The sequence below is a fragment of the Amycolatopsis melonis genome (genome assembly GCF_040064235.1).
Lineage (GTDB): Bacteria > Actinomycetota > Actinomycetes > Mycobacteriales > Pseudonocardiaceae > Amycolatopsis > Amycolatopsis melonis.
Genome location: NZ_JBDZYD010000013.1, coordinates 219,692 through 239,647, shown reverse-complemented (window position 1 = coordinate 239,647; position 19,956 = coordinate 219,692). Strand labels below are relative to the sequence as shown.

General features: G+C 73.1%; 21 protein-coding genes. 8 read left to right on the top strand and 13 right to left on the bottom strand.

What is annotated here, in order from left to right:
• Positions 1 to 18: 18 nt before the first annotated feature.
• Positions 19 to 1,557 carry an LCP family protein gene (locus ABJI51_RS32485; RefSeq protein WP_348954871.1) on the bottom strand — a complete coding sequence of 513 codons (1,539 nt, stop codon included), beginning with the start codon at positions 1,555 to 1,557 and terminating at the stop codon, positions 19 to 21.
• A gap of 137 nt (positions 1,558 to 1,694) precedes the next feature.
• On the opposite strand from ABJI51_RS32485, the gene rfbB reads away from it, so the two are divergent.
• Both rfbB and rfbD read left to right on the top strand, forming a co-directional pair.
• Positions 1,695 to 2,684: a dTDP-glucose 4,6-dehydratase gene (gene rfbB, locus ABJI51_RS32480; RefSeq protein ID WP_348954870.1), complete on the top strand. Its 990-nt coding sequence runs from the start codon at positions 1,695 to 1,697 to the stop codon at positions 2,682 to 2,684.
• Between the two features lie 4 nt (positions 2,685 to 2,688).
• Complete coding sequence (rfbD, locus tag ABJI51_RS32475; RefSeq protein ID WP_431605683.1) at positions 2,689 to 3,582, top strand: dTDP-4-dehydrorhamnose reductase; 894 nt, start codon at positions 2,689 to 2,691, stop codon at positions 3,580 to 3,582.
• Between the two features lie 34 nt (positions 3,583 to 3,616).
• Here the strand turns inward: rfbD and ABJI51_RS32470 are convergent, their stop codons facing one another.
• Genes ABJI51_RS32470 through ABJI51_RS32460 form a run of 3 tightly spaced genes read right to left on the bottom strand, consistent with a single transcriptional unit; the run spans position 3,617 to position 8,174 of the window.
• Positions 3,617 to 4,702: a glycosyltransferase family 4 protein gene (locus ABJI51_RS32470; protein WP_348954868.1), complete on the bottom strand. Its 1,086-nt coding sequence runs from the start codon at positions 4,700 to 4,702 to the stop codon at positions 3,617 to 3,619.
• Complete coding sequence (locus ABJI51_RS32465; protein WP_348954867.1) at positions 4,695 to 7,205, bottom strand: glycosyltransferase; 2,511 nt, start codon at positions 7,203 to 7,205, stop codon at positions 4,695 to 4,697. Before ABJI51_RS32465 ends, ABJI51_RS32470 begins: the two co-directional genes overlap by 8 nt.
• Before the next feature lie 33 nt (positions 7,206 to 7,238).
• Positions 7,239 to 8,174 (bottom strand): glycosyltransferase family 2 protein, encoded by a 936-nt coding sequence (locus tag ABJI51_RS32460; RefSeq protein ID WP_348954866.1) that lies wholly within the window; start codon positions 8,172 to 8,174, stop codon positions 7,239 to 7,241.
• A gap of 9 nt (positions 8,175 to 8,183) precedes the next feature.
• Here ABJI51_RS32460 and ABJI51_RS32455 point away from each other — a divergent pair, with 9 nt between their 5' ends.
• A complete protein-coding gene (locus ABJI51_RS32455; RefSeq protein WP_348954865.1) occupies positions 8,184 to 9,260 on the top strand; it encodes a glycosyltransferase family 4 protein in 1,077 nt (358 codons plus the stop codon).
• Positions 9,261 to 9,332: 72 nt separating this feature from the next.
• Positions 9,333 to 10,463 (top strand): glycosyltransferase family 4 protein, encoded by a 1,131-nt coding sequence (locus ABJI51_RS32450; protein WP_348955014.1) that lies wholly within the window; start codon positions 9,333 to 9,335, stop codon positions 10,461 to 10,463.
• Between the two features lie 112 nt (positions 10,464 to 10,575).
• Here the strand turns inward: ABJI51_RS32450 and ABJI51_RS32445 are convergent, their stop codons facing one another.
• The gene (locus ABJI51_RS32445; RefSeq protein ID WP_348954864.1) at positions 10,576 to 11,109 is read right to left on the bottom strand and encodes a hypothetical protein; all 534 of its coding nucleotides are present in this window, start codon (positions 11,107 to 11,109) and stop codon (positions 10,576 to 10,578) included.
• Positions 11,110 to 11,242: 133 nt separating this feature from the next.
• Here ABJI51_RS32445 and ABJI51_RS32440 point away from each other — a divergent pair, with 133 nt between their 5' ends.
• Positions 11,243 to 12,100 carry a glycosyltransferase family 2 protein gene (locus ABJI51_RS32440; protein ID WP_348954863.1) on the top strand — a complete coding sequence of 286 codons (858 nt, stop codon included), beginning with the start codon at positions 11,243 to 11,245 and terminating at the stop codon, positions 12,098 to 12,100.
• Here the strand turns inward: ABJI51_RS32440 and ABJI51_RS32435 are convergent.
• Positions 12,097 to 12,564: a hypothetical protein gene (locus ABJI51_RS32435; protein WP_348954862.1), complete on the bottom strand. Its 468-nt coding sequence runs from the start codon at positions 12,562 to 12,564 to the stop codon at positions 12,097 to 12,099. The two genes, ABJI51_RS32440 and ABJI51_RS32435, sit on opposite strands and share 4 nt — an antisense overlap.
• 141 nt (positions 12,565 to 12,705) lie before the next feature.
• On the opposite strand from ABJI51_RS32435, the gene manB reads away from it, so the two are divergent.
• Complete coding sequence (manB, locus tag ABJI51_RS32430) at positions 12,706 to 13,785, top strand: mannose-1-phosphate guanylyltransferase (protein ID WP_348954861.1); 1,080 nt, start codon at positions 12,706 to 12,708, stop codon at positions 13,783 to 13,785.
• A gap of 4 nt (positions 13,786 to 13,789) precedes the next feature.
• Positions 13,790 to 14,686: a DNA-3-methyladenine glycosylase family protein gene (locus tag ABJI51_RS32425; RefSeq protein WP_348954860.1), complete on the top strand. Its 897-nt coding sequence runs from the start codon at positions 13,790 to 13,792 to the stop codon at positions 14,684 to 14,686.
• 31 nt (positions 14,687 to 14,717) lie between these two features.
• Here the strand turns inward: ABJI51_RS32425 and ABJI51_RS32420 are convergent, their stop codons facing one another.
• The 7 genes from ABJI51_RS32420 to ABJI51_RS32390 are packed head-to-tail and all read right to left on the bottom strand — an operon-like array spanning position 14,718 to position 19,681.
• A complete protein-coding gene (locus ABJI51_RS32420; protein WP_348954859.1) occupies positions 14,718 to 15,167 on the bottom strand; it encodes a hypothetical protein in 450 nt (149 codons plus the stop codon).
• On the bottom strand, positions 15,167 to 15,532 hold the full coding sequence (locus tag ABJI51_RS32415) for a GntR family transcriptional regulator (RefSeq protein ID WP_348954858.1): 366 nt from the start codon (positions 15,530 to 15,532) through the stop codon (positions 15,167 to 15,169). Before ABJI51_RS32415 ends, ABJI51_RS32420 begins: the two co-directional genes overlap by 1 nt.
• Entirely contained in the window at positions 15,529 to 16,044 is a 516-nt protein-coding gene (locus ABJI51_RS32410) for a hypothetical protein (RefSeq protein WP_348954857.1), read from the bottom strand. The genes ABJI51_RS32415 and ABJI51_RS32410 overlap by 4 nt, the downstream gene beginning before the upstream one ends.
• A gap of 26 nt (positions 16,045 to 16,070) precedes the next feature.
• Positions 16,071 to 16,616: an NUDIX hydrolase gene (locus ABJI51_RS32405; protein ID WP_348954856.1), complete on the bottom strand. Its 546-nt coding sequence runs from the start codon at positions 16,614 to 16,616 to the stop codon at positions 16,071 to 16,073.
• Positions 16,613 to 18,007, bottom strand: a complete 1,395-nt coding sequence (locus ABJI51_RS32400; RefSeq protein ID WP_348954855.1) for a coenzyme F420-0:L-glutamate ligase — start codon at positions 18,005 to 18,007, stop codon at positions 16,613 to 16,615. The genes ABJI51_RS32405 and ABJI51_RS32400 overlap by 4 nt, the downstream gene beginning before the upstream one ends.
• Positions 17,943 to 18,932 (bottom strand): 2-phospho-L-lactate transferase, encoded by a 990-nt coding sequence (gene cofD / locus ABJI51_RS32395; RefSeq protein ID WP_348954854.1) that lies wholly within the window; start codon positions 18,930 to 18,932, stop codon positions 17,943 to 17,945. The genes ABJI51_RS32400 and cofD overlap by 65 nt, the downstream gene beginning before the upstream one ends.
• The gene (locus ABJI51_RS32390; RefSeq protein ID WP_348954853.1) at positions 18,929 to 19,681 is read right to left on the bottom strand and encodes a GNAT family N-acetyltransferase; all 753 of its coding nucleotides are present in this window, start codon (positions 19,679 to 19,681) and stop codon (positions 18,929 to 18,931) included. The genes cofD and ABJI51_RS32390 overlap by 4 nt, the downstream gene beginning before the upstream one ends.
• A 9-nt stretch (positions 19,682 to 19,690) precedes the next feature.
• Here ABJI51_RS32390 and ABJI51_RS32385 point away from each other — a divergent pair, with 9 nt between their 5' ends.
• A complete protein-coding gene (locus ABJI51_RS32385) occupies positions 19,691 to 19,915 on the top strand; it encodes a hypothetical protein (protein WP_348955021.1) in 225 nt (74 codons plus the stop codon).
• The last annotated feature ends 41 nt before the right edge of the window (positions 19,916 to 19,956 follow it).

The following is a 19,956-nucleotide window of genomic DNA, read 5'->3' as shown; positions in this document are numbered from 1 at the left end:
CACCCTGCGTACCCGAGTCTAGTTGACGCAGGGGACGTCGCCCGCCGTGATCGGCGGCGCGGCGGGGGTGGACGGCACGCTCGGGGACGCCGGCGGCTTCGCGGCCGTCGACGTCGGCGCGCCGCCCGCTCCGGCCGCCGAGTTGCGGAGGTCCTTGCCCAGCAGCACGCGGACGTGCCCGGCGGTCACGCTCCGGTCGGGCTCCGCCTGCACCGCGGTGCCCAGTGCCTGCTTGACCAGCGCCAGCGCCGTCTCGTCGGCCGGGTTGTAGCGCAGCACGGTGGTGTTGCGCGTGCTCAGCTTCTGGTCGGCGGCCAGTGTGAAGCCCTTGCCCTGCAGCATCGCGCGCGTCTGGCCGGCCAGCGCCGGCGAGCCCGAGCCGTCGAACAGCTCGACCGTGACGGCGTTCGCGCCGGGCAGCTGCGCCGGTGCCGTCGTCGCCGGGGTGTCGCCGTCCGAAGTCAGCCTGCCGACCTCGGCCGCCACCTGTGCCGGGTCGACACGCAGCACGTCGGCGCCGCCGATCACCGCGTTGCCGAGCGTGGGAATGGTGTGGAACTCGATGTTGCCGCCGCTCAGGCCGCGCATCTGCTCGGCGAACTCCATCAGGTCCCAGCCCTGCGACACGACGACGGACTTCTTCACCGCGGCCACCAGGTCGGCGATCTTCGCCGGGCTGGTCAGCACGTCCGACGACAGCACCTTGCGGGCCAGCCCGGACAGGAACGCCTGCTGGCGCGCGATCCGGTCGAGGTCGTAGTTCGGCAGTCCGTAGCGCTGGCGGACGAACGCGAGCGCCTGCACGCCCTCGATCGTCTGGCGCCCGCCCGGCAGGTCCACGCCGGACTTCACTTCCTTGACCGGCCCCTTGAGGCAGACCTCGACGCCGCCGATCGACTTCGTGATCTCGTAGAAGCTCGCCAGGTTGACCTCGGCGTAGCGGTCGATCATGCCCGGCTTGCCGATGAACTTCTCGATCGTGGCGATGAGGTTCTTCCGGCCCGCGACCTTCGCCTGCGCGTCGGCCTGCTTGAGGTCGGTCATGCCCTGACGCTGCAACGTCCGGTAAGTGTCCGTGTACGCATAGACGAAGGCGCTGTTGAGCTTGTGCTTGCCGAAGCCGCCGCTCAGCTCCACCCACGAGTCGCGCGGGAACGAGACCGCGATCGCCTGCTTCCCGTTCTGGGGAATGTGCACGAGGATCATCGTGTCGGTGTTCAGCTCGCCGTCGGAGACACCGGCGTGCAGCATGTCCAGCACCTCGCGCGGCAGCGGGTTGCCCTGCGCGTCGGTGCGGCTGTCCTGCCCGACCAGCAGGATGTCGATGGCGCCGTCGAGCGGCTTCGCGTGCGCCTCGGTGTCGGCGAAGACGTTCGTGGTGGTCAGCCCGGTGTTCGGGTCGCCGATGTAGTGCCAGCCGTACCAGGTCAGGGCGAGGATGGCCACGGACAGCAGCGACACGACCACCTTGCCGCCGCGGCGGGCGAAGACCGCGGCGCCGTGGCTGGTGCGTTGCCCGCGACGCGCCGGGATGGTCGGCGCAGCCTGCTCGGTCACGCGCTTCCTCCCCTGTGAACCCCGTGCTTCCCCCAGGACACCTGTGTGTCTCCACGCAGACTCTACTGAGGGTGTTGTGGGGACTCCGTAGGCTGGGGGCGGATTGCCCCGTCCGGGGCGGGAGGAAAGGCGGGAGAATGCGAGTCCTGGTCACCGGTGGTGCGGGCTTCATCGGGTCGCACTACGTCCGGCAGGTGCTGACCGGCGCCTACCCGGCGCTGCGTGACGCCGAGGTCGTCGTGCTCGACAAGCTCACCTACGCCGGCAACGAGGCCAACCTGGCGCCCGTCGCGGCGGACCCGCGGCTGCGGTTCGTCCGCGGCGACATCTGCGACACCGCGCTCGTCGCCGACGTCATGCGGGGCGTGGACCTGGTCGTGCACTTCGCCGCCGAGTCGCATGTGGACCGCTCGATCCTCGGCGCCGCCGACTTCGTGCTGACCAACGTGCTCGGCACGCAGAACCTGCTGCAGGCGGCGCTGGAGGCCGGGGTCGGCAAGTTCGTGCACGTGTCCACCGACGAGGTCTACGGCTCGATCGAGCACGGTTCGTGGACCGAAGACCACGTGCTGGAGCCGAACTCGCCGTATTCGGCGTCGAAGGCGTCGTCGGATCTGGTGGCGCGGTCGTTCTTCCGCACCCACGGGCTGCCGGTGTGCATCACGCGGTGCTCCAACAACTACGGTCCGTACCAGTTCCCGGAGAAGGTCATCCCGCTGTTCGTCACCAACCTCCTCGACGGGCGGAAGGTGCCGCTCTACGGCGACGGGCTCAACGTCCGTGACTGGCTGCACGTGGACGACCACTGCCACGGCATCCAGCTGGTCGCCGACCGCGGCAGGCCGGGCGAGATCTACAACATCGGCGGCGGCACCGAGCTGACCAACCGCGAGCTGACCGAAAAGCTGCTCGCCGCGGTGGGGGCGGGCTGGGACCGCGTCGAACCGGTCGAGGACCGCAAGGGCCACGACCGCCGGTACTCGGTGGACATCACGAAGATCACCGAGGAGCTGGGGTACGCTCCGCGCGTGTCCTTCGAGGACGGTCTGGCCGCGACAGTGGCCTGGTACACGGAAAATCGCGCGTGGTGGGAGCCGCTGGCGGAGCGGGCCGCGCTGAACAAGTGAGGATGTGCCTGTGCGGCTGACGGTGCTCGTGCCCGGGGGTTCCGGGCAGCTCGGCCGGGACCTGGCCGCGCTGGCCTCGCCTTCGGTGGACGTGGTGGCCCCGGGATCGGCCGAGCTGGACGTCACTGCGACGGGCCAGGTGCTGGCGTCGGTCGGCGCACTGGCCGAGCGGGCCCGCGAGACGGGATCGTCGCCGGTGGTGATCAACGCGGCGGCGTACACGGCGGTCGACGCGGCGGAGACGGACGAGGAACGCGCGTTCGCGATCAACGCCGACGGCCCCCGGGTGCTGGCCGCGGCCTGCGCGTCGCGGCGGGTGCCGCTGATCCACGTGTCGACGGACTACGTGTTCTCCGGCGACGCTTCCCGGCCGTACGAGCCGTCCGACCAGCTGGGCCCGCGTTCGGCGTACGGCCGCACGAAGGCGGCGGGCGAGGACGCGGTTCTCGGCTCCGGTGCGTCGTCGTGGGTGGTCCGGACCGGCTGGCTGTACGGGCGGTCCGGGGCGAACTTCGTCAAGACGATGACTGCCCTGGAGGCGTCCCGGGACACACTGTCCGTTGTGGACGATCAGGTCGGTGGTCCCACGTGGACGGCCGACCTGGCCCCGGGACTCCTGGAGCTGGCTTCCCGCGCGGCGTCCGGGAATGGCCCGGCGCAGCGGATCCTGCACTGCACCAACGCGGGCGAGACGAGCTGGTGCGGCTTCGCGCGCGCGATCTTCACGCACCTCGGCGCGGACCCGGCCCGCGTCCGCCCCTGCACGACTGAGGAGTTTCCGCGTCCGGCAAGGCGTCCGGCGTACTCGGTCCTGTCCCCGGCGGCGTGGATCGACGCCGGGCTGACGCCTCTGCGCCGGTGGGAAGAGGCTTTGGACGCCTACTTCGCGGCCGGGTAGCCCAGGACCCGCTTGGGGGCGGGGGAGCCGGGGGTCAGTGGCGGCCGGAGGCGAGGCGGTAGGCGCCCACCGTCAGTTCCGCGCACGTCCGCCACGTGAAGTTGGCCGCGTGGGCGCGGCGGGTCGCCGACGTCGAGACCGCGTGCGGGTCCGTCACCGCCGTGCGCAGGGCCTCCGCCAGGCCGTCCACGTCGCCGTACGGGACCAGGCTGGCGCAGTCGCCCGCCACCTCGCGCAGGGCCGGGATGTCCGTGCACACCACCGGGACGTCCGAGGCCATCGCCTCCAGCACCGGCAGCCCGAAGCCCTCGTCGCGGGAGGGCAGCACCAGCGCCGACGCGCCCGCCACCACCGTGCGGAGGTCCACATCGGACAGATAACCCGTCTGGCGCATCCGCGGGCCGCGCGGGAACGGGCCGGGGCCCGCGAACACCAGGTCCGGCAGGTCCGGGGCCGTGTCGTGGGCGCGGGTCAGCCAGTCCAGGCCCTTGCGCGGGCCCGCCGCGCCCGCGAACAGCAGGTAGCGGGACGGCAGGCCCAGCCGCGCGCGGCGCTCGTCGTCCGGGGGCCGGGCGGTGAACCACGCCGGGTTGACGCCCAGCGGGGTCACCACGATCTTGTCGCGGGAGACGTCGAGGCGCTCGGCCACCGCGTCCGCCACCGCCGCCGTCGGCGTGCAGATCACGTTCGCGCGGCGCGCGCCGCGGCGGACCAGCAGGGGCAGGTCGCGGTCGCTCGGGGCCAGCTCCGCCGGATTGTCCAAAAAGGCCAGATCGTGGATCGTCACCACGCCCGCCGCGCGGAACCGGCCCGGCAGCACGAAGTTCGTGCCGTGCACGACGTCGGTCGGGCCGGCGAACAGCTCCACCGGCGGGAAGTCCGAACGCAGCCACGCCATCCGCAGCAGCCGCGCCGCCACCGGCATCCCGCGGGCCCGCGCGCCATAGGGCAGGACGTGCCGCAGCCGCCGCCAGCCGCGCAGCGTGAACGCCACCGCGCGCGTGTCCACCTCCGGGATGGACACCAGTTCTTCGCTCAGCGCGGCCGTGTACCGGCCGATCCCGGTGCGCGCGCCGAGCAGGGGAGTGCCGTCGAGGAGGACGCTGAGAGACCTAGCCACGGCGCAACCGCTGCTTCGCGACCTTCACCACGCGCCCGCCCGCGCGCCGCACCAGCTCGGCCGTCCCGCCCGCGGCGAGGTACTCGCGGACCAGGCCGATGTCCCGGCGCAGCATCGCCCGGCCGCGGACCGGCGGGGTCGTCACCAGGTCCGCCGACCCCGGCAGCCGGTCGGCCGCCGGCCGCGGGTCGCGGCAGAACTCGACCAGCGGCTTCAGCGCCTCCGGCCACGCGTACCGCTGCGCGACGACGGCGATGCGCTCGACGCAGCCTGCCGCGAACTCCTCGTCGTACAACGCTTTTTCGAGCGCGTCGGCCAGCGCGGCGGAGTCCTCGGCCGGGACGACCACGCCCAGCCGCTCGGCCCGCACCAGGTCGGCGAACGCGTCGCCGTCGGTGGTGACGATCGGCAGCCCCGCCCACAGGTAGTCCAGGACACGGGTGCGGAACGCGAACGTCGTCTCGACGTGCTCGAAGTGCGTCGTGACGCCGCAGTTCGCGTCCAGCAGCCAGTTCTGCCGCTCGTGGTAGGGCACCCACTGCTCGTTGAAGTAGACGTGCTTGCCGGTCAGCCCCAGCGAATCCGCCAGCCGGATCGTCCGCGCGCCGATGTCCATCTCGGCGACCTCGGGGTTCGGGTGCTTCATGCCGAGGAACACCAGCCGGACGTCGCCGCGGCGGCGGCGCAGCCGATCGATCGCGCGGACCAGCGTCAGCGGGTCGAACCAGCTGTACACCCCGCCCGCCCAGAGCACGACGTGGTCCGTGTCGCCGATGCCGAGCGACGAGCGCAGGCCTGGCCCGGTGCGCACCGGCGGCTCCGGCGGCAGCCCGAACGGGACGACCGCGAGCAGCGACTGCGTGGTCGGGTCGGCGTCGTAGAGGCGCGGCGACAGGCGGCCCAGCGCGGCCAGGTGCCCCAGCCAGAGGTGCCGCTGCCGTTCGGACGCGCAGAGGAAGAAGTCACCGCGTTCGAGCTGGGCGTCCAGGACGCGCGTGACGCCCGCGAGGTCGGCCGCGCGCTGGTCGTCCGCGACACCCTTGCCCTGCTCCAGCAGTTCCAGGTGCATCGGGTCGTACAGGTCGGCGACGACGATCTTGCCCGCGTGCTCCTTCTTCAGCGACGGCGCCAGTTCCAGCACGTGCCCCTGCAGGACGACGATGTCGGCCCAGGCGATCGGCGCGTCCAGCTCGCGGTGCTTGCCCGCGCTGACGCGGAACGGCGCGGGCGGCGGCGTGGCCAGCGGGTTGGTCGTGATCAGGTGGACGTCGTGCTCGGCGGCGAGCGCGAGCGCGATGTTCCAGGCGCGGATCGCCGGGCCCGCCATCCGCTCGGTGAGCGCGTCGCCGGTGATGACGAGGATCTTCCGCCGCTGCCCGAACGCCTTTTCGATGCCGAACGCCTCGACGAGGATGTCGTGCGCGGCGAGGTAGCGCGGCAGCGGGTAGGCGGGCTCCAAGGCCTTGCGCAGCAAGGGAAGCAGGTCGGCGTCGGTGCGGACGCGGGCGGCCTGCTCGGCCGCGCGGGACTCCGCCAGCGACGGCAGCTGCTCGACGAACTGGTCGATGGCCAGCAGCCCGGCCAGCGTGGTCCGCGGGACCGCGACGTCGCCGGACTCGACCGGGCCGACACCCTGTTCCAGGTCGAGCTGGGTCGCGTCCAGCTCGCCGCGGGCGGTGGCCCGCCGGACGGCCAGGGCGAGCGCGGCGGGCAGCGCGCGGGCCAGCGTCTCGTCGGAGAGGTTCTTGTAGAGCGCGGCGAGGGCGTTGCGTTCCAGGAGGAACGTCTCGCGGCCGGTCTCCGGCGCGTCGACCGCCGCCATCGTGCCGTGGTGGCGGTGGTAGGCGACCGACTCCGGCACGTACCGGACGCGCCAGCCGCGCAGGTTGAGCCGCCAGCCGAGGTCGACGTCCTCGTAGAACATGAAGAAGCGCTCGTCGAACCCGCCCAGCTCGGCGAACACCGAAGCGCGGACGAACAGGGCCGAGCCGGTGCCGAACAGGACGTCCTTGGTGACCTCGTGCTCGGTGGCCGGGACGTCGGCCAGCGGCAGGCCCGCGTGGCGCTTGTAGCCCATGCCGAACCAGGTCAGCCCGCCGTCGACGAAGTCGGTGCCGGTGCCGTCCCAGTCGAGGACCTTGCTGGCCACCGCGGCCACGCCGGGCTGGGCACGCAGTTCGGCGACGGCGGCGGAGACCCAGCCGGGCGCCGGGCGGGCGTCGTTGTTGAGGAACGCGAGGACGGTGCCCTTCGCGTGCTTCGCGCCGAGGTTGCAGCCGCCGGCGAACCCGCTGTTGCGCCCGGCCTCGATCACCTGCGCGCCCGGGACGGCCTCGCGGATGCGCGCGGCCTCGCCGGAGTCGTCCGAGTTGTCGACGCAGATCAGCTCGAGCTGGGGATAGTCGTGCTCGGCGAGCGCGCGCAGGCAGGTGATCGTGTCGTCGGCGCCGCGGTAGTTCACCACGATCACCGAGACGAGCGGTTGCGGATCCCCCTGCACCAAAGCCAGCTCCTCGCCGTCGGTTGGAAGGCAAGCTTAAAGGCCCGCCCATGCCTCCCAGATCGCGCCTCGGCCGAGCGCGGCCCGGCGGCCGATCCGGCGGCGTGCGCGCAACGTCGCAGGTAGCCGCGCGGCCACTCCGGCCAGCACCCGGCAGCGCAGGCCGAAGCGGAAGTTGGCCGCCGCCGGGCGGCCCGGGCGCAGCGGCAGCACGGCGGTCAGCGCGGCGAACCGGACCAGCTGTGTCACCGCGACGCCGCGGGGTGCGCAGCGCAGCAGCATGAGCAGCCGGTTGCGCTCGTTCCACAGGTGGAACAGCGGCGAGCCGGGCTTGCTGCTGACGCCGTGGGCGTGCACGACACGGGCTTCCGGCGCCGCGACGACGTCCCAGCCGGCCAGCCGCAGCCGCCACGCGGTGTCGGTGTCTTCGTAATAACAGAAAAAGCGGGCCGGGACGCCGCCGACGGCGCGCAGGGCGTCGGCCCGCAGGAGTGCCGCGCCGCCGCAGAAGCCGAATACCTCTCCGGCGGGCTCGGGGAGGTCGGCACCGTGGCCGTCGGCGGTCAGCCGCACCCCGGCGGACTGCGTCGTGCCGTCGGGCCGCACGAGCAACGACGTCGCCGCGGCGGCCAGCGGCGCCTGGTCCAGGGTGTCCTCCAGCGTCGCCAGCCAGTCCGGTTCCGGTTCGGCGTCGTCGTTCAGCCAGGCGAGCAACGGCGTCCCGACTTCGGGCAGGGCGGCGGCGAGCGCGCCCGCGTACCCGGTGTTGCGCGGCAGGCGAAGTACTTGCGGGTGCGAAGGATGGGCCGCGAGCAGGGCGGCGGTGCCGTCGTCGGAGGCGTTGTCCACCACGAGCGTCCGATGTGGACGGCTCTGCGCGGCGAGCGCGTCGAGGCAGGCCGTGACGTGCGGCGCACCCCGCCAGGTCACGACTACCACCGTGGTGGCGGGATTCGCGGTCACGTCCCGCACAATAGCCGCGTGCCCGAACTGGTCGTGCTCGCCGAGCAGCTCCTCGCGCCCGTGCCCGGTGGCACCGGGCGCTACACGGCCGAGCTGCTCCCCGCGCTCGCGAAGACCGCGCCGCCGGGCTGGACGGTGTCCAGCGTCGTCGCGCGGCACGCCGACGTGCGCGCGGCCCGGCTGGAGGGCGTCGAAGGCCCGCGCGTGCTGCGGATCCCGCCGCGCGGGCTGGTCGCCGCGTGGCAGCTGGGCCTGCGCTGGTGGCCGGGCGGCGACGCGGTGCACGCGCCGACGCCGTTCGCGCCGCCGCGCGCCCCGGCCGGGAAGACGTTGAGCGTGACCGTGCACGACACCGTGCCGTGGACCCACCCCGAGACGCTCACCGCACGCGGGGTCAGCTGGCACCGGTCGATGATCGCCCGCGCGGCGCGGCGGGCGTCCGGGCTGGTGGTGCCGACCCGAGCGGTGGCCGACGAGCTGGCGGTGCTGATCGACGTCGACGTCCCGGTGCGGGTGGTGCCGCACGGCGTGCGGGTCCCCACCGGCGACGCGGACCTGGAGCTGCCGGCGCAGTACGTGCTGGCGGTCGGCACGATCGAGCCACGCAAGGGCATCGACGTGCTGATCGACGCGGTCGCGGCCCTCGAGGGCCCGGCGCTGGTGCTGGCCGGGCAGCCGGGCTGGGGCGACGTCGACCCGGCCGAGCTGGCGGCCGAGCGCGGCCTCCCGGCCGACCGGCTGCGGATGCTGGGCAAGGTGACCGACGCCGAGCTGGCGACCGCGCTGCGCCACGCGAGCGTGCTGGCGGTGCCGAGCCTCGCGGAGGGCTTCGGGCTGGGCCTGCTGGAGGCCATGGCGGCGGGAATCCCGGTGGTCCACACCGACGTCCCGGCGTTGACGGAGGTCGCGGGTGGAGCGGGCCGGGTGGTCCCGCGCGGCGACGCGGCGGCGCTGGCCGCGGCGCTGCGGGAGGTGCTGGGCTCGCCGTCGGTGGCGGCGGAGCTGGTGAAGGCCGGACGGGAGCGGGCGCGGGGGTTCACCTGGCGCCGTGCCGCCGAGGCCGTCTGGTCGATTCACCGGCGGGCCCACGATTAGCCCGGTTTGCCAGTTCCCCACCATCGCGGAGGGTTGCCGCCGTACCCTGCAGGGGTGAGCGATGATCCCCGGGTGCTGATCGACGCGACCGCGGTTCCCGCGGACCGCGGCGGGGTCGGCCGGTACGTGGATTCGCTCGTCGCCGCCCTCGACGCCGACGGTGCCCGGCTCACCGTGGTCTGCCAGCCACGGGACCTGCGGCTTTACGACCGGCTGGCGCCCCGCTCGCGCGTCGTGCCCGCGTCGCCGTCGACGACCACCCGCACCGCGCGCCTGACCTGGGAACAGGCGACCCTGCCCCGGCTGAGCCGCCGCCTCGGCGCGGACGTCGTCCACTCGCCGCACTACACGATGCCGCTGGCGACGTCGGCGGCCTCGGTGGTGACCCTGCACGACGCGACGTTCTTCACCGACGCGGTCCTGCACTCGTCGGTGAAGGCGCGTTTTTTCCGCGCGTGGACGGCCACGGCACTGCGGCGGGCGACCCTGTGCGTGGTCCCGTCGGCGGCGACGGCCTCGGAGCTGTCCCGCGTCGGCCTGGTCCGGCACGCTTCCGTGGAAGTCATTCACCACGGCGTCGACACCGACCGCTTCCACCCGCCATCGCCGTCGGAAGTCGCGGCAGCGCGCGCGGCGGTGGGCCTCGGGCGGACGCCGTACGTGGCGTTCCTGGGGGCGCTGGAGCCGCGGAAGAACGTACCGGCCCTGATCAGGGGTTTCGCGCGCGCGGTCGCCGGCCGTCGTGACGCACCGGCGCTGGTCCTGGCCGGCCAGCCGGGCTGGGACACGCAGGTGGAACGCGCACTGGACGCGGTCCCGCACCGCCTGCGCGTCATCCGGGCGGGCTACCTGCCGTTCGGGACGCTGGCGGGCTTCCTCGGCGGGTCCGAGCTGGTGGCGTACCCGTCGCTGGGCGAGGGGTTCGGCCTCCCGGTCCTGGAGGCGATGGCGTGCGGAGCGTGCGTCCTGACCACGCGCAGGCTGTCCCTCCCGGAGGTGGGCGGCGACGCGGTGGCGTACTGCGGAGTGGGCGCGGGAGACGTGGCGGCGGCGATCTCGGAACTCCTGGCGGACCCGGTCCGGCGAGCAGAGCTGGCCACGGCGGCGCAGCAGCGCGCGAAGGAGTTTTCCTGGGCGACGACCGCGGAACGGCACCGGGAGGCCTACGCCAAGGCCTGGTCCCGCCACCTCCGCACCCGCTGACCGTGATCGATTGTGATCTGCGGTGGTAGACTGAACGTGCGAGGCCCCCGTGGGGCCGAGTATGAAAGCCCGTGACGCGTCCGGACGGTCGTCTCACGGGCTTTTCGCTGTTCTAGGCCTCGATCCGTGCTGCCACCAGCGGACTTGCCCGGCGTCTCCAGTCGCCACCGGCTCCGAAGCACCAGGCCACCGCGTCGGACACCCACAGGAGTGGCTCTGCCGTGGAGTCGACGTGCTCGTAGATCAGTTCGGTCTTCGACGGGCGGACGCCCAGCGCACGCTGCAGGGTCTGGCGATCGTGGCTGTCGCGGTGGTCACGGGTGTCGAGCACCAGCCGGTGGGCCTGCAGGGCGAGGAGATCCTCGGTGAGCAGGGCGAGACAGCGCTGGCGGGCGGATTCTTCGGTTTTGGGTGAGCACGAGCCGAGGTAGAGCCGCGATCTGACCGGCAGCGCGGCCATCCGGTCGATGAGCATCCGGCGGCGGGGTTCCTTCTCCTTCTTGAAGTGCAGTTCCCGGGCGCCGCGGAGCAGAAACGACAGCAAGGTGCGCCGCGTCGGGGTCAGCTGCGCCGGTTCCACGATCGTCGCGCACAGCAGGTAGGTGCCGGCGCGTGCTGACTCGTCGACGAAGGCGTGCACCGTCATCGCATCATCATGACGCGATCGATCATGCACTCCGCAGCCGGGTGTATACCTACGGTGATGTCGCGGGCCGTCCGGCTGGATACGGGTAGCGGGGTGGCGGGGTTGCGCTGGGTGACGAGTGGACAATGGCCGGGTGACTGAGCACTCCCGTTATGGCGACGAACTCGGCGTCGTGACCGTGACCTACTTCTCCGGCGACACCCTCGAACGCTTTCTCGACACCCTCGAGAAGGCCACCGACCGGGATGTCCGGGTGGTTGTCGCGGACACCGTCTCCACCGACGGCGCGCCCGAGAAGGCCGCGAAGCGCGCGAACGTTCACCTGCTCAGCATCGGGGAGAACGTCGGTTACGGGACCGGGTGCAACCGCGGTGTCGCCGAGCTCGACGACTCCTGCGGCTGGATCGTCATCGCCAACCCCGACCTCGAATGGGAGCCCGGCTCGCTCGACGCGCTGCTCGAAGCCGCCAAGCGGTGGCCGCGGGGTGGGGCCTTCGGGCCGCTCATCCACGAACTCGACGGCTCCGTCTACCCCTCCGCGCGGCTGCTGCCCTCCTTCGGCCGCGGGATCGGGCACGCCCTCTTCGGCAAGGTCTGGCCCGGCAACCCGTGGACGCGGCAGTACCGCCAGGAAACCGGCAAGCCCGTCGAACGCGTGGCCGAGTGGCTGTCCGGCTCGTGCCTGCTGCTGCGGCGGGAGGCCTTCGACTCCGTCGGCGGCTTCGACTCGCGGTACTTCATGTACTTCGAGGACGTCGACCTCGGCGACCGGCTCGGCAAGGCCGGCTGGCTGAACGTCTACGTGCCTTCGGCAGGCGTCATGCACCTCGGCGGGCACTCGACGTCGCAGGCGTCGAAGAAGATGCTCAAAGCCCACCACGACAGCGCCTACCGCTACCTCGCCGACCGGCACCGGGGGCTGCTCTGGAAGCCGGTGCTGGCCGCCACGAAGCTCGGCCTCGCCCTGCGGCTGAAGCTGGAAACCCGCTAGATCCCGTCGAGCCGGCGCGAAAGGTCGGACTTGCCGTTGTTCTGCGTCACCGTCGGCACCAGGCCGGTGTCCTCCGGATCGGGCTCCTTCAGCGGGCTGGTGATCGGCTCGGCCTGGGGCCGCCGGGACAGCGGCGCGGTCACCTGCGGCGACGGCAGCGGTGTCGTCGGCGTCGGCGCGCTCAGCGGTGTCGTCTGCTGCGGACGGCGGTCGCCCTGGACCTCCAGCCGCCGGGTCGGGGCCGAGCCCGCCAGCGGGTGGTCGTTCTCCTCGATCAGCGACGCCGGCAGCTGCGTCGTCGTGTCGGGGTCCTGGCTGCGGTCGAGCCCCTCGATCTGCGCGCGGGGGATCTGCTGGGTGTTCGACGAGTCCATCGGTGACGTTGCCCGGTCGGGTGTCACAACGAAGGCGCCGCGCGCCTGGGCTCGTGCGAGCAGGGCGTCCGCCCGATCGCGGGGGTCCATCCCCTCGGCCTCCCGACTGACCCGGGGCCCTCTGGGGAAAGGCCCGCCTGTTTCCTGTCTAGGGTAGGCCCTCCGGGCGACCTCCGTCAGGGTTTCCCGCGGCTTGTCGCTCAGCGGTGCGTGATACAAGAGGAGATTTCCGTGACGTCCGAGGTCGAGGTCGACGCCGTTGTGCTGGTCGGGGGCAAGGGCACCCGGCTGCGCCCGCTCACCCTTTCGGCCCCGAAGCCGATGCTCCCGACGGCGGGCACGCCGTACCTGAGCCACCTGTTCTCCCGCATCCGCGAGGCCGGCATCCGGCACGTCGTGCTGGGCACGAGCTACCGGGCCGAGGTGTTCGAGGAGTACTTCGGCGACGGGAAGGCCCTCGGCCTCGACCTGGAGTACGTGGTCGAGGAGGAGCCGCTCGACACCGCGGGCGCCATCCGCAACGTCTACGGCAAGCTGCGTGCCGACCACGTGATGGTCTTCAACGGCGACATCCTCTCCGGCGCGGACCTCGGCGAGCAGCTGCGCGTGCACCGCGAGTCCGGGGCCGACGTCACCCTCCACCTGCAGCGCGTGCCCGACCCGAGCCGGTTCGGGTCGGTGCCCACCGACGAGACCGGGCGCGTGCAGGCCTTCCTGGAGAAGACGCCGGACCCGCCGACCGACCAGATCAACGCCGGCTGCTACGTCTTCCGCCGTCCGGTGATCGAGGCCATCCCGGCCGGACGGCGGGTGTCGGTCGAGCGCGAGACGTTCCCGCAGCTGCTGGAGCAGGGCGCGCACATCCAGGGCTTCGTCGACGCGTCCTACTGGCTGGACGTCGGCACGCCGGAGGCGTTCGTCCGCGGCTCGGCCGACCTGGTGCGGGGCGTGGCGCCGACGTCGGCGCTGCCCGGCCGTCCCGGCGACTTCCTCGTGCTCGACGGCGCGTCCGTCGCCGAGGACGCCCAGCTGTCCGGCGGCTCCACGATCGGCGTCGCGGCGGTGGTCGGCCCGGGCGCGAAGATCGACGGCTCGGTCCTGTTCGACGGCGCGGCCGTCTCCGAAGGCGCGGTGGTCGAGCGCTCGGTGCTCGGGCACGGCGCACGCGTCGGGGCCGGCGCGGTGCTGCGGGGCGTGGTGCTGGGCGACGGCGTGTCCGTCGGGGCGGGCTGCGAGCTGCTCGAGGGCGCCCGCGTCTGGCCCGACACCGTGCTGCCCGACGGTTCCATCCGCTTCTCGAGCGACGCGTAGGCCGATGTTCTGGCGTCCCGCGTTCGAGGTCGACCTGGGCGGAGTCCTGGGTCCGCTGAAGCGCGGCCGCGGCTCGCTCAACATCCTCACCGACGAGCGCGGCATCACCTGGCTCGCGGCCAACACCCCGGACGGCCCCGGCACGCTGGCGCTGCGCCGCCTGCCGGACGGCCGGATCGAGGCGGCGGCCTGGGGCGAGGCGAAGGACCGCCTGCTCGCCGGCGTCCCGTCGTTGCTGGGGGCGAACGACGACGACTCCGGCTTCGTCGCCCACCACGACGCCGTCGCGCGCGCCCGGCGGGCGAACCCGGGACTGCGGCTCGGCGCGACCGGAGTCGTGTGGGACTGGCTGGTGCTCGCGGTGCTGGAGCAGAAGGTGGCGGGCAAGGAGGCAATCCGCTCGTGGGCGGAGCTGTGCCGCCGCTTCGGGGCGCGCCCGCCCGGCCCGGCGCCCGAACGCCTGCGCGTCCCGCCGTCCCCGGAGACACTGCGGTCACTGCCGGACTGGCACTGGCACCGCGCGGGCGTCGACATCAAGCGCCGCACAACACTGCTCAACGCGGCCCGCATCGCACCCCATCTGGAGCACGCGGTGGAACTGGGCGGGCTCGAAGGACGGCACTGGCTGCGGCAGGTGCCGGGCATCGGCGTGTGGACGGCGGCGGAGATCGCCCAGCGCGCCTGGGGCGACCCGGACGCGGTGAGTTTCGGCGACTACAACATCCCGTCGATGGTGGGAAACGCGTTGCTGGGCACGAAACTCGACGACGCGGGCATGGCCGAGCTGCTGGCACCGTACGCCCCGCAGCGGCAGCGGGCCGTGCGGTACCTGGAGGCGGCCGGGTATGCGCGGCCGCGGTTCGGGCCGCGGATCGGGCTGCGCGACTATCGCGCCATGTGAGGACCCCTGGAGCCTCGCTTTAGGGCTGGGCTTACTGCGGCGGGGGATAGCCGCCCTGCTGGGGCGGGAACGGGGGTTGGCCGGGGTTGCCCTGCTGGCCCGGTAAGTTCTGCTGCTGGCCGGGGTGGCCTGGCTGCTGCTGTTCCGGGAAGTTCTGCTGGGCTGGAAAGCCTTGCTGCTGGCCGGGGTAGCCCTGCTGTGGGGGCTGCTGGCCCGGGAAGGCCTGCTGCGGCGGGAAGTCCTGCTGGCCGGGAAAGGGCTGCTGGGCCGGGTACTGCTGCTGGGCCGGGTAGCCCGGGGGCTGCTGGCCCGGATAACCCTGCTGGCCGGGATAGCCCTGCTGGGGTGGGTAGCCCGGCTGCTGGTACCCCGGGTACGGCGGCTTCGGCTTGCTCGACTTCACGATCAGCAGCACCACGCCGACGATCACCGCCACGACCACCAGGCCGATCAGCAGCATCAGGACCGAAACTCCGAGCATCAGGCAGTTCCCTCGTCGAGTGCGGCGCGGACGATCGACAGCGCCTCGGCGTCGTCGAGGCCGAGCTTACGGGTCGTCCTCGCGTACTCGGCCGCCGCCTGCTGGGCCCGGCGGCGGCTCTGGTCGCCCGAGGCCGCCACGAAGCTGCCAGCCCGGCCTCGCGTCTCGATCAGGCCCGCTTCCTCCAGTTCGCGGTACGCGCGGGCCACCGTGTTCGGCGCTATGCCGAGGTCGGCCGCCAGCTGCCGGACCGTCGGGAGCTTCGTGCCCACCGCCAGGCTCCGGTCGTTGATCCGCGCCGCCAGCCCGGACCGCACCTGCTCGAACGGCGGGACCGGCGAACTGCTGTCGAACGGGACGATCACCAGCTCTGCGGACCCGCTCCCGGCCCCGGCAACGGCTGTTGCGGGAACGACTGCCCCTGCGGCGCATACTGCTGCGGCGCGGGCGGATACCCCGGCTGCTGCTGCGGGAACCCGGGTTGCGCGGGGAAGCCCGGTTGCGCCGGGAAGCCCTGCTGTGGCGAAGCCGGAAAGCCCTGCGGCGAAGCGGGGAACCCTTGCTGCGCCGGAAATCCCTGCGACGGCGAACCAGGCTGCTGCGCCGGAAAACCCTGCGACGGCGGCGGCGAACCCGGCTGCGCGAAGCCAGCCTGCTGAGCCGGGAAGCCACCCTGTGGGAAGCCACCCGCCGGCGGGAACTGCCCGCCGTTCTTCATCGCCTCCTCGCGGCGCATCTTCGTCACCCGGACGATCACCGCGATGATGAACACGATGATGCCCAGGACGATCAGGCCGAGCACGATGTAGCCGAACACGCCGGTGTCGCCGCCGCCTCCGGAGTGGTAGTGCACCCGCTCGGGGAACTGCGTTGCCATGTGGTCCTCCCTGTCCGCTGCCCAGGCTAGTGCCCGGCACCGACAGGAATGGCCGCTTTCACCGGATCGGCCAGATCTTCCGACCCCGCGGGCAGCGCGTCCACCGGCCACCACCGCAGGTCGTCGGACTCCTCGCTGCGCACCGGCGCCGCTCCCGGCGGGGCGTGCACCGCGAACCGGACGTCGAAGTGCCGCGTCGGCACGCCGAGCGAGCACGTGATCGGGTGGACGTCCAGGTGCACCGGCGCGGCGGAGATCCGCAGCCCGGACATCCCGGACTCCTCGGTGGCCTCCCGCAGCGCCGCGCCCGCCAGCGTCGTGTCCGACGGCTCGCAGTGCCCGCCGAGCTGCAGCCACCGGCCGACGCGCGGGTGCAGGGTCAGCAGCACCCGCGTGCCCGTGTGGTCCAGGACCACGGCCGACGCGGTCAGGTGCCCGGCCGCGCACGAACGCTGACAGGCATCCTCACGCGCGGCCAGGAACCCCAGGAACGCCTGCCGCAGCGATTCCTGCGCCGGGTCCGCGGGCCGCCACGACTCCAGTGTCGTGACGGCGTCCGCGTGCAGGCTCACAGCTCCAGCAGCCCGTCGCCGGGCGAAACGGGACCACGCGATCCCGGATCGGACGCCGGTACGCCGATCGCCACCGAACCCAGGGGCTGCCAGCGTTCGTCGAGGCCGAGGACGTCCCGGACGACGTCCGCGGCGAAGATCGTCGACCCGATCCAGCACGAGCCCAGCCCTTCGGCCGCCAGCGCGACCAGCAGGCCCTGCACCGCCGCGCCGCCGGCGACGGTGAACATCGTCTTCTCGCAGTCGTTGCGGCGGGCGTCGCGGTAGGTGTGCGCGCCGTCCGGGACCAGGAACGGCAGCACGACTTCCGGTGCCCGGTACAGGATGTCGCCGCGGCTGAGCCGCTTCGCGATCTGCTCCGGCGTGAACTCGTCGCCGGACAGGTCGGCCCGCCACGACTCGCGCATCGCGTCCAGCAGCTTCTGCCGCAGGCCCGGGTCGCGCAGCCAGACGAACCGCACCGGGTGCGTGTGGTGCGGCGCGGGCGCGGTCAGCGCCGAACCCACCGCGCGGCGCAGCGCCTCGGGGTCGACCGGCTCGTCGGAGAACTGCCGCACCGACCGCCGCGCCGGGACGGCTTCCCGGCGCCCCTGCGCGATCGCCTCGTTCGTGCCGAGCCGGAAGAGGTCCTCCTCCAGCGGGCGGACCAGGTCGCGCGCGGTCGAGCCGTCGTCATCGGGGAACAGCCCGCGGACGACCGCGACCGGCGTCCCGCCGAGCTTGCCCTTGACCAGGTCGGCGGCCGCGGCCAGCTCGTCGGCGACGGCGACCTCGGTGACGGCCAGCTCGTTGCCCTGGCCGTCGACCTGCCCGCGGTAGGCGTGCAGCACGCGCAGCCCGGACGCGCCGATCGCCGCGTCGGTCTGCCCGACCCGCCAGGCGCGGCCCATGGTGTCGGTGATCAGCACCGCCACCTCGACGCCGAGCCGTTCACGCAGGCCGTTGCGCAGCGCCAGCGCCGAGGCGTCCGGGTCGGCGGGCAGCAGCGCGACCTCGTCACCGGCCACATTGGACGCGTCGATCCCGGACGCCGCCTGCACGATGCCCAGGTGGTTCTCGGTGATCACCGTCCGCGCGATCCGCGCGACGACCCGCACCGCCTCTTGCTCGACGAGCTTGCGGCGCTCGGCGTCGCGGGCCTCGGGGTCGGCGGGGACGCGGACCAGCCTGCCCTCGGCCTTCGAGACGATCTTGCTGGTCACGACCAGGACGTCGCCCGAGCGCAGCCAGGGCGCGGCCGCCACGATCGCACCGGTCAGGTCGTCGCCGGGCCGGAACTCGGGCAGCCCGGTGACGGGCAGGATCTCCAGCTTCGGGGAAGCGTGGTCAGTCAACGGGGGCTCCAGCCAGGTCGAGGGCGGCGCGGGCCATCGCCGCGGTCGCGTCCACATCGGACATCAGCAGCGGCACGTCGCGGACGGTCACGCCCGGCACGTCGGCGGTCTCGCCCTCGGCGATCAGCCAGCCGTCGAGCACGCCGCCGTCCTTGCGCGAGCCGTAGTGGCGGCCGACGGCCTCGGCCGAGGTCTCGACGCCGATCGCGGTCAGGCACGCGTCGGCCATCCCGCGCAGCGCCTTGCCGCCGATGATCGGGGACACGCCGACGACACCGGCGGACGTCTTGCGCAGCGCGTCCCGCACGCCCGGCACCCCCAGCACGGTGCCCACCGAGACGACCGGGTTGGACGGCGCGAACAGCACCGCGTCCGCGCCCGAGATGGCCTCCAGGACACCCGGCGCGGGCTTGGCCTCGTCGTTGCCGACCGCGACGATCGAGTGCGCCTTCGGCTCGGCGCGGTAGCGCACCCACCACTCCTGGAAGTGGATGGCCTTCTGCTGCCCGTCCTGCTCGGGGTCGTCGATGACGACGTGCGTCTCGACGCGGTCGTCGGACATCGGCAGGAGCCGGACGCCGGGCTGCCAGCGGTCGCACAGGGCTTCGGTCACCGCCGAGAGCGGGTAGCCCGCCCGCAGCATCCGCGACCGGATCAGGTGGGTGGCGATGTCCTTGTCGCCGAGGCCGAACCAGGTCGGCTCGGCGCCGTAGGCGGCCAGCTCCTCCTTGACCACCCAGGTCTCGCCCGCGTGCCCCCAGCCGCGTTCTTTGTCGATCCCGCCGCCCAGGGTGTACATGCAGGTGTCCAGGTCGGGACAGATCCGCAGGCCGTGCATCCAGACGTCGTCGCCGGTGTTGACCAGCGCCGTCACCTCGTGCGGCGACTCGCCACTTCCCTCGGCGGGCATGCCCAGCGCCGCCTTGACACCCAGCAGGAAGCGGGCCCCGCCCACTCCGCCGACCACTACCACGATCTTCACGACGTCGAATCCTCGCACGAGCCGGGTGCGGGCACCCAGTACCGGTATCTGTGGTGCAGGGCGTAGCCGAGCCCCGCGTAGAGCGCGAGCGCGCCCGAATTGCCCTCCGCGACCTGCAACACCGCGCGGCCGGCTCCCTGTTCCGCGCCCCAGGCGTGCAGCGCGCCCATCAGCACCGACGCCAGCCCGCGCCGCCGGAACTCCGGCCGCACGGCGAGCCGTCCGACGTGCAGCCAGCCGTCCACCAGGGCACCCCGGACGGCGGCCGCGGTGACGTCGCCGTCCACGACCACGCCATAGCCGACCTTCCCGCCGGTCAGCACCTGCCGGGCCGCGGGCGAGTCCTCCCCGGACCCCAGCACCAGCTCCCACCAGCCCGTCGTCGGTTCGTCCAGCACCGCGGCGCCGGGACCGGCGGGCCCGCCGGTCAGGGCACCGGTGAGGACGGCGACCTCGTGCCCGGCGCCGTGGCCGGTCGCCGGGACCCAGCCCGCCGCCGCGATCGCGTGCTCGTTCGGGCTGTCCCGGACCACCTGGACCATCGGGGCGATCCCCCGATCGTGGGCGAAGTCACACACCGCGCGCAGGGCCTCCGGCACCGGACGGCCGGGGCCGCCCACGGCCAGCACGCTGTTCGCGCGGCCGGTGAACCCGTCCGCCCAGCGCAGCCGCCAGTCGCCGAGTGGCTCCTCGACCAGCGGCGGCCATGCTCTGCTGCAGGCGATTTCGAGCGTCTCGGGCGCGTTCACGGCTAGATTGTGACCGAGGCGGTGAACGCCGCGGGAACGGATTTCCTGGAGGAGGTGGCCGTGGGCATCCAGCGCAAGGACGAGCGGCACAGCGAGAAGCTCGTCGACGAGATCTCCGAAGGGTTCAACCGGGCCGTGGGGGAGAAGAAGACCGAGGACGAAGCGCCCAAGCCGCGGTTCGTCATCACCGGCGACGCGCGGGCGACCCCGCCCCCGCGCCGTCGGCAGAGGTGAGCGCCATACCCGGGGTATGGCTAAGGCTTGCCTCACCAACC

Excerpts from the sequence above, each read along its gene's own strand:
- rfbB (WP_348954870.1), top strand. The coding sequence starts at position 1,695 with ATGCGAGTCCTGGTCACCGGTGGTGCGGGCTTCATCGGGTCGCACTAC.
- ABJI51_RS32445 (WP_348954864.1), bottom strand. The coding sequence starts at position 11,109 with ATGACGGTGCACGCCTTCGTCGACGAGTCAGCACGCGCCGGCACCTAC.
- ABJI51_RS32435 (WP_348954862.1), bottom strand. The coding sequence starts at position 12,564 with ATGGACCCCCGCGATCGGGCGGACGCCCTGCTCGCACGAGCCCAGGCG.
- ABJI51_RS32425 (WP_348954860.1), top strand. The coding sequence starts at position 13,790 with ATGTTCTGGCGTCCCGCGTTCGAGGTCGACCTGGGCGGAGTCCTGGGT.
- ABJI51_RS32420 (WP_348954859.1), bottom strand. The coding sequence starts at position 15,167 with ATGCTCGGAGTTTCGGTCCTGATGCTGCTGATCGGCCTGGTGGTCGTG.
- ABJI51_RS32410 (WP_348954857.1), bottom strand. The coding sequence starts at position 16,044 with ATGGCAACGCAGTTCCCCGAGCGGGTGCACTACCACTCCGGAGGCGGC.
- ABJI51_RS32400 (WP_348954855.1), bottom strand. The coding sequence starts at position 18,007 with ATGTGGACGCGACCGCGGCGATGGCCCGCGCCGCCCTCGACCTGGCTG.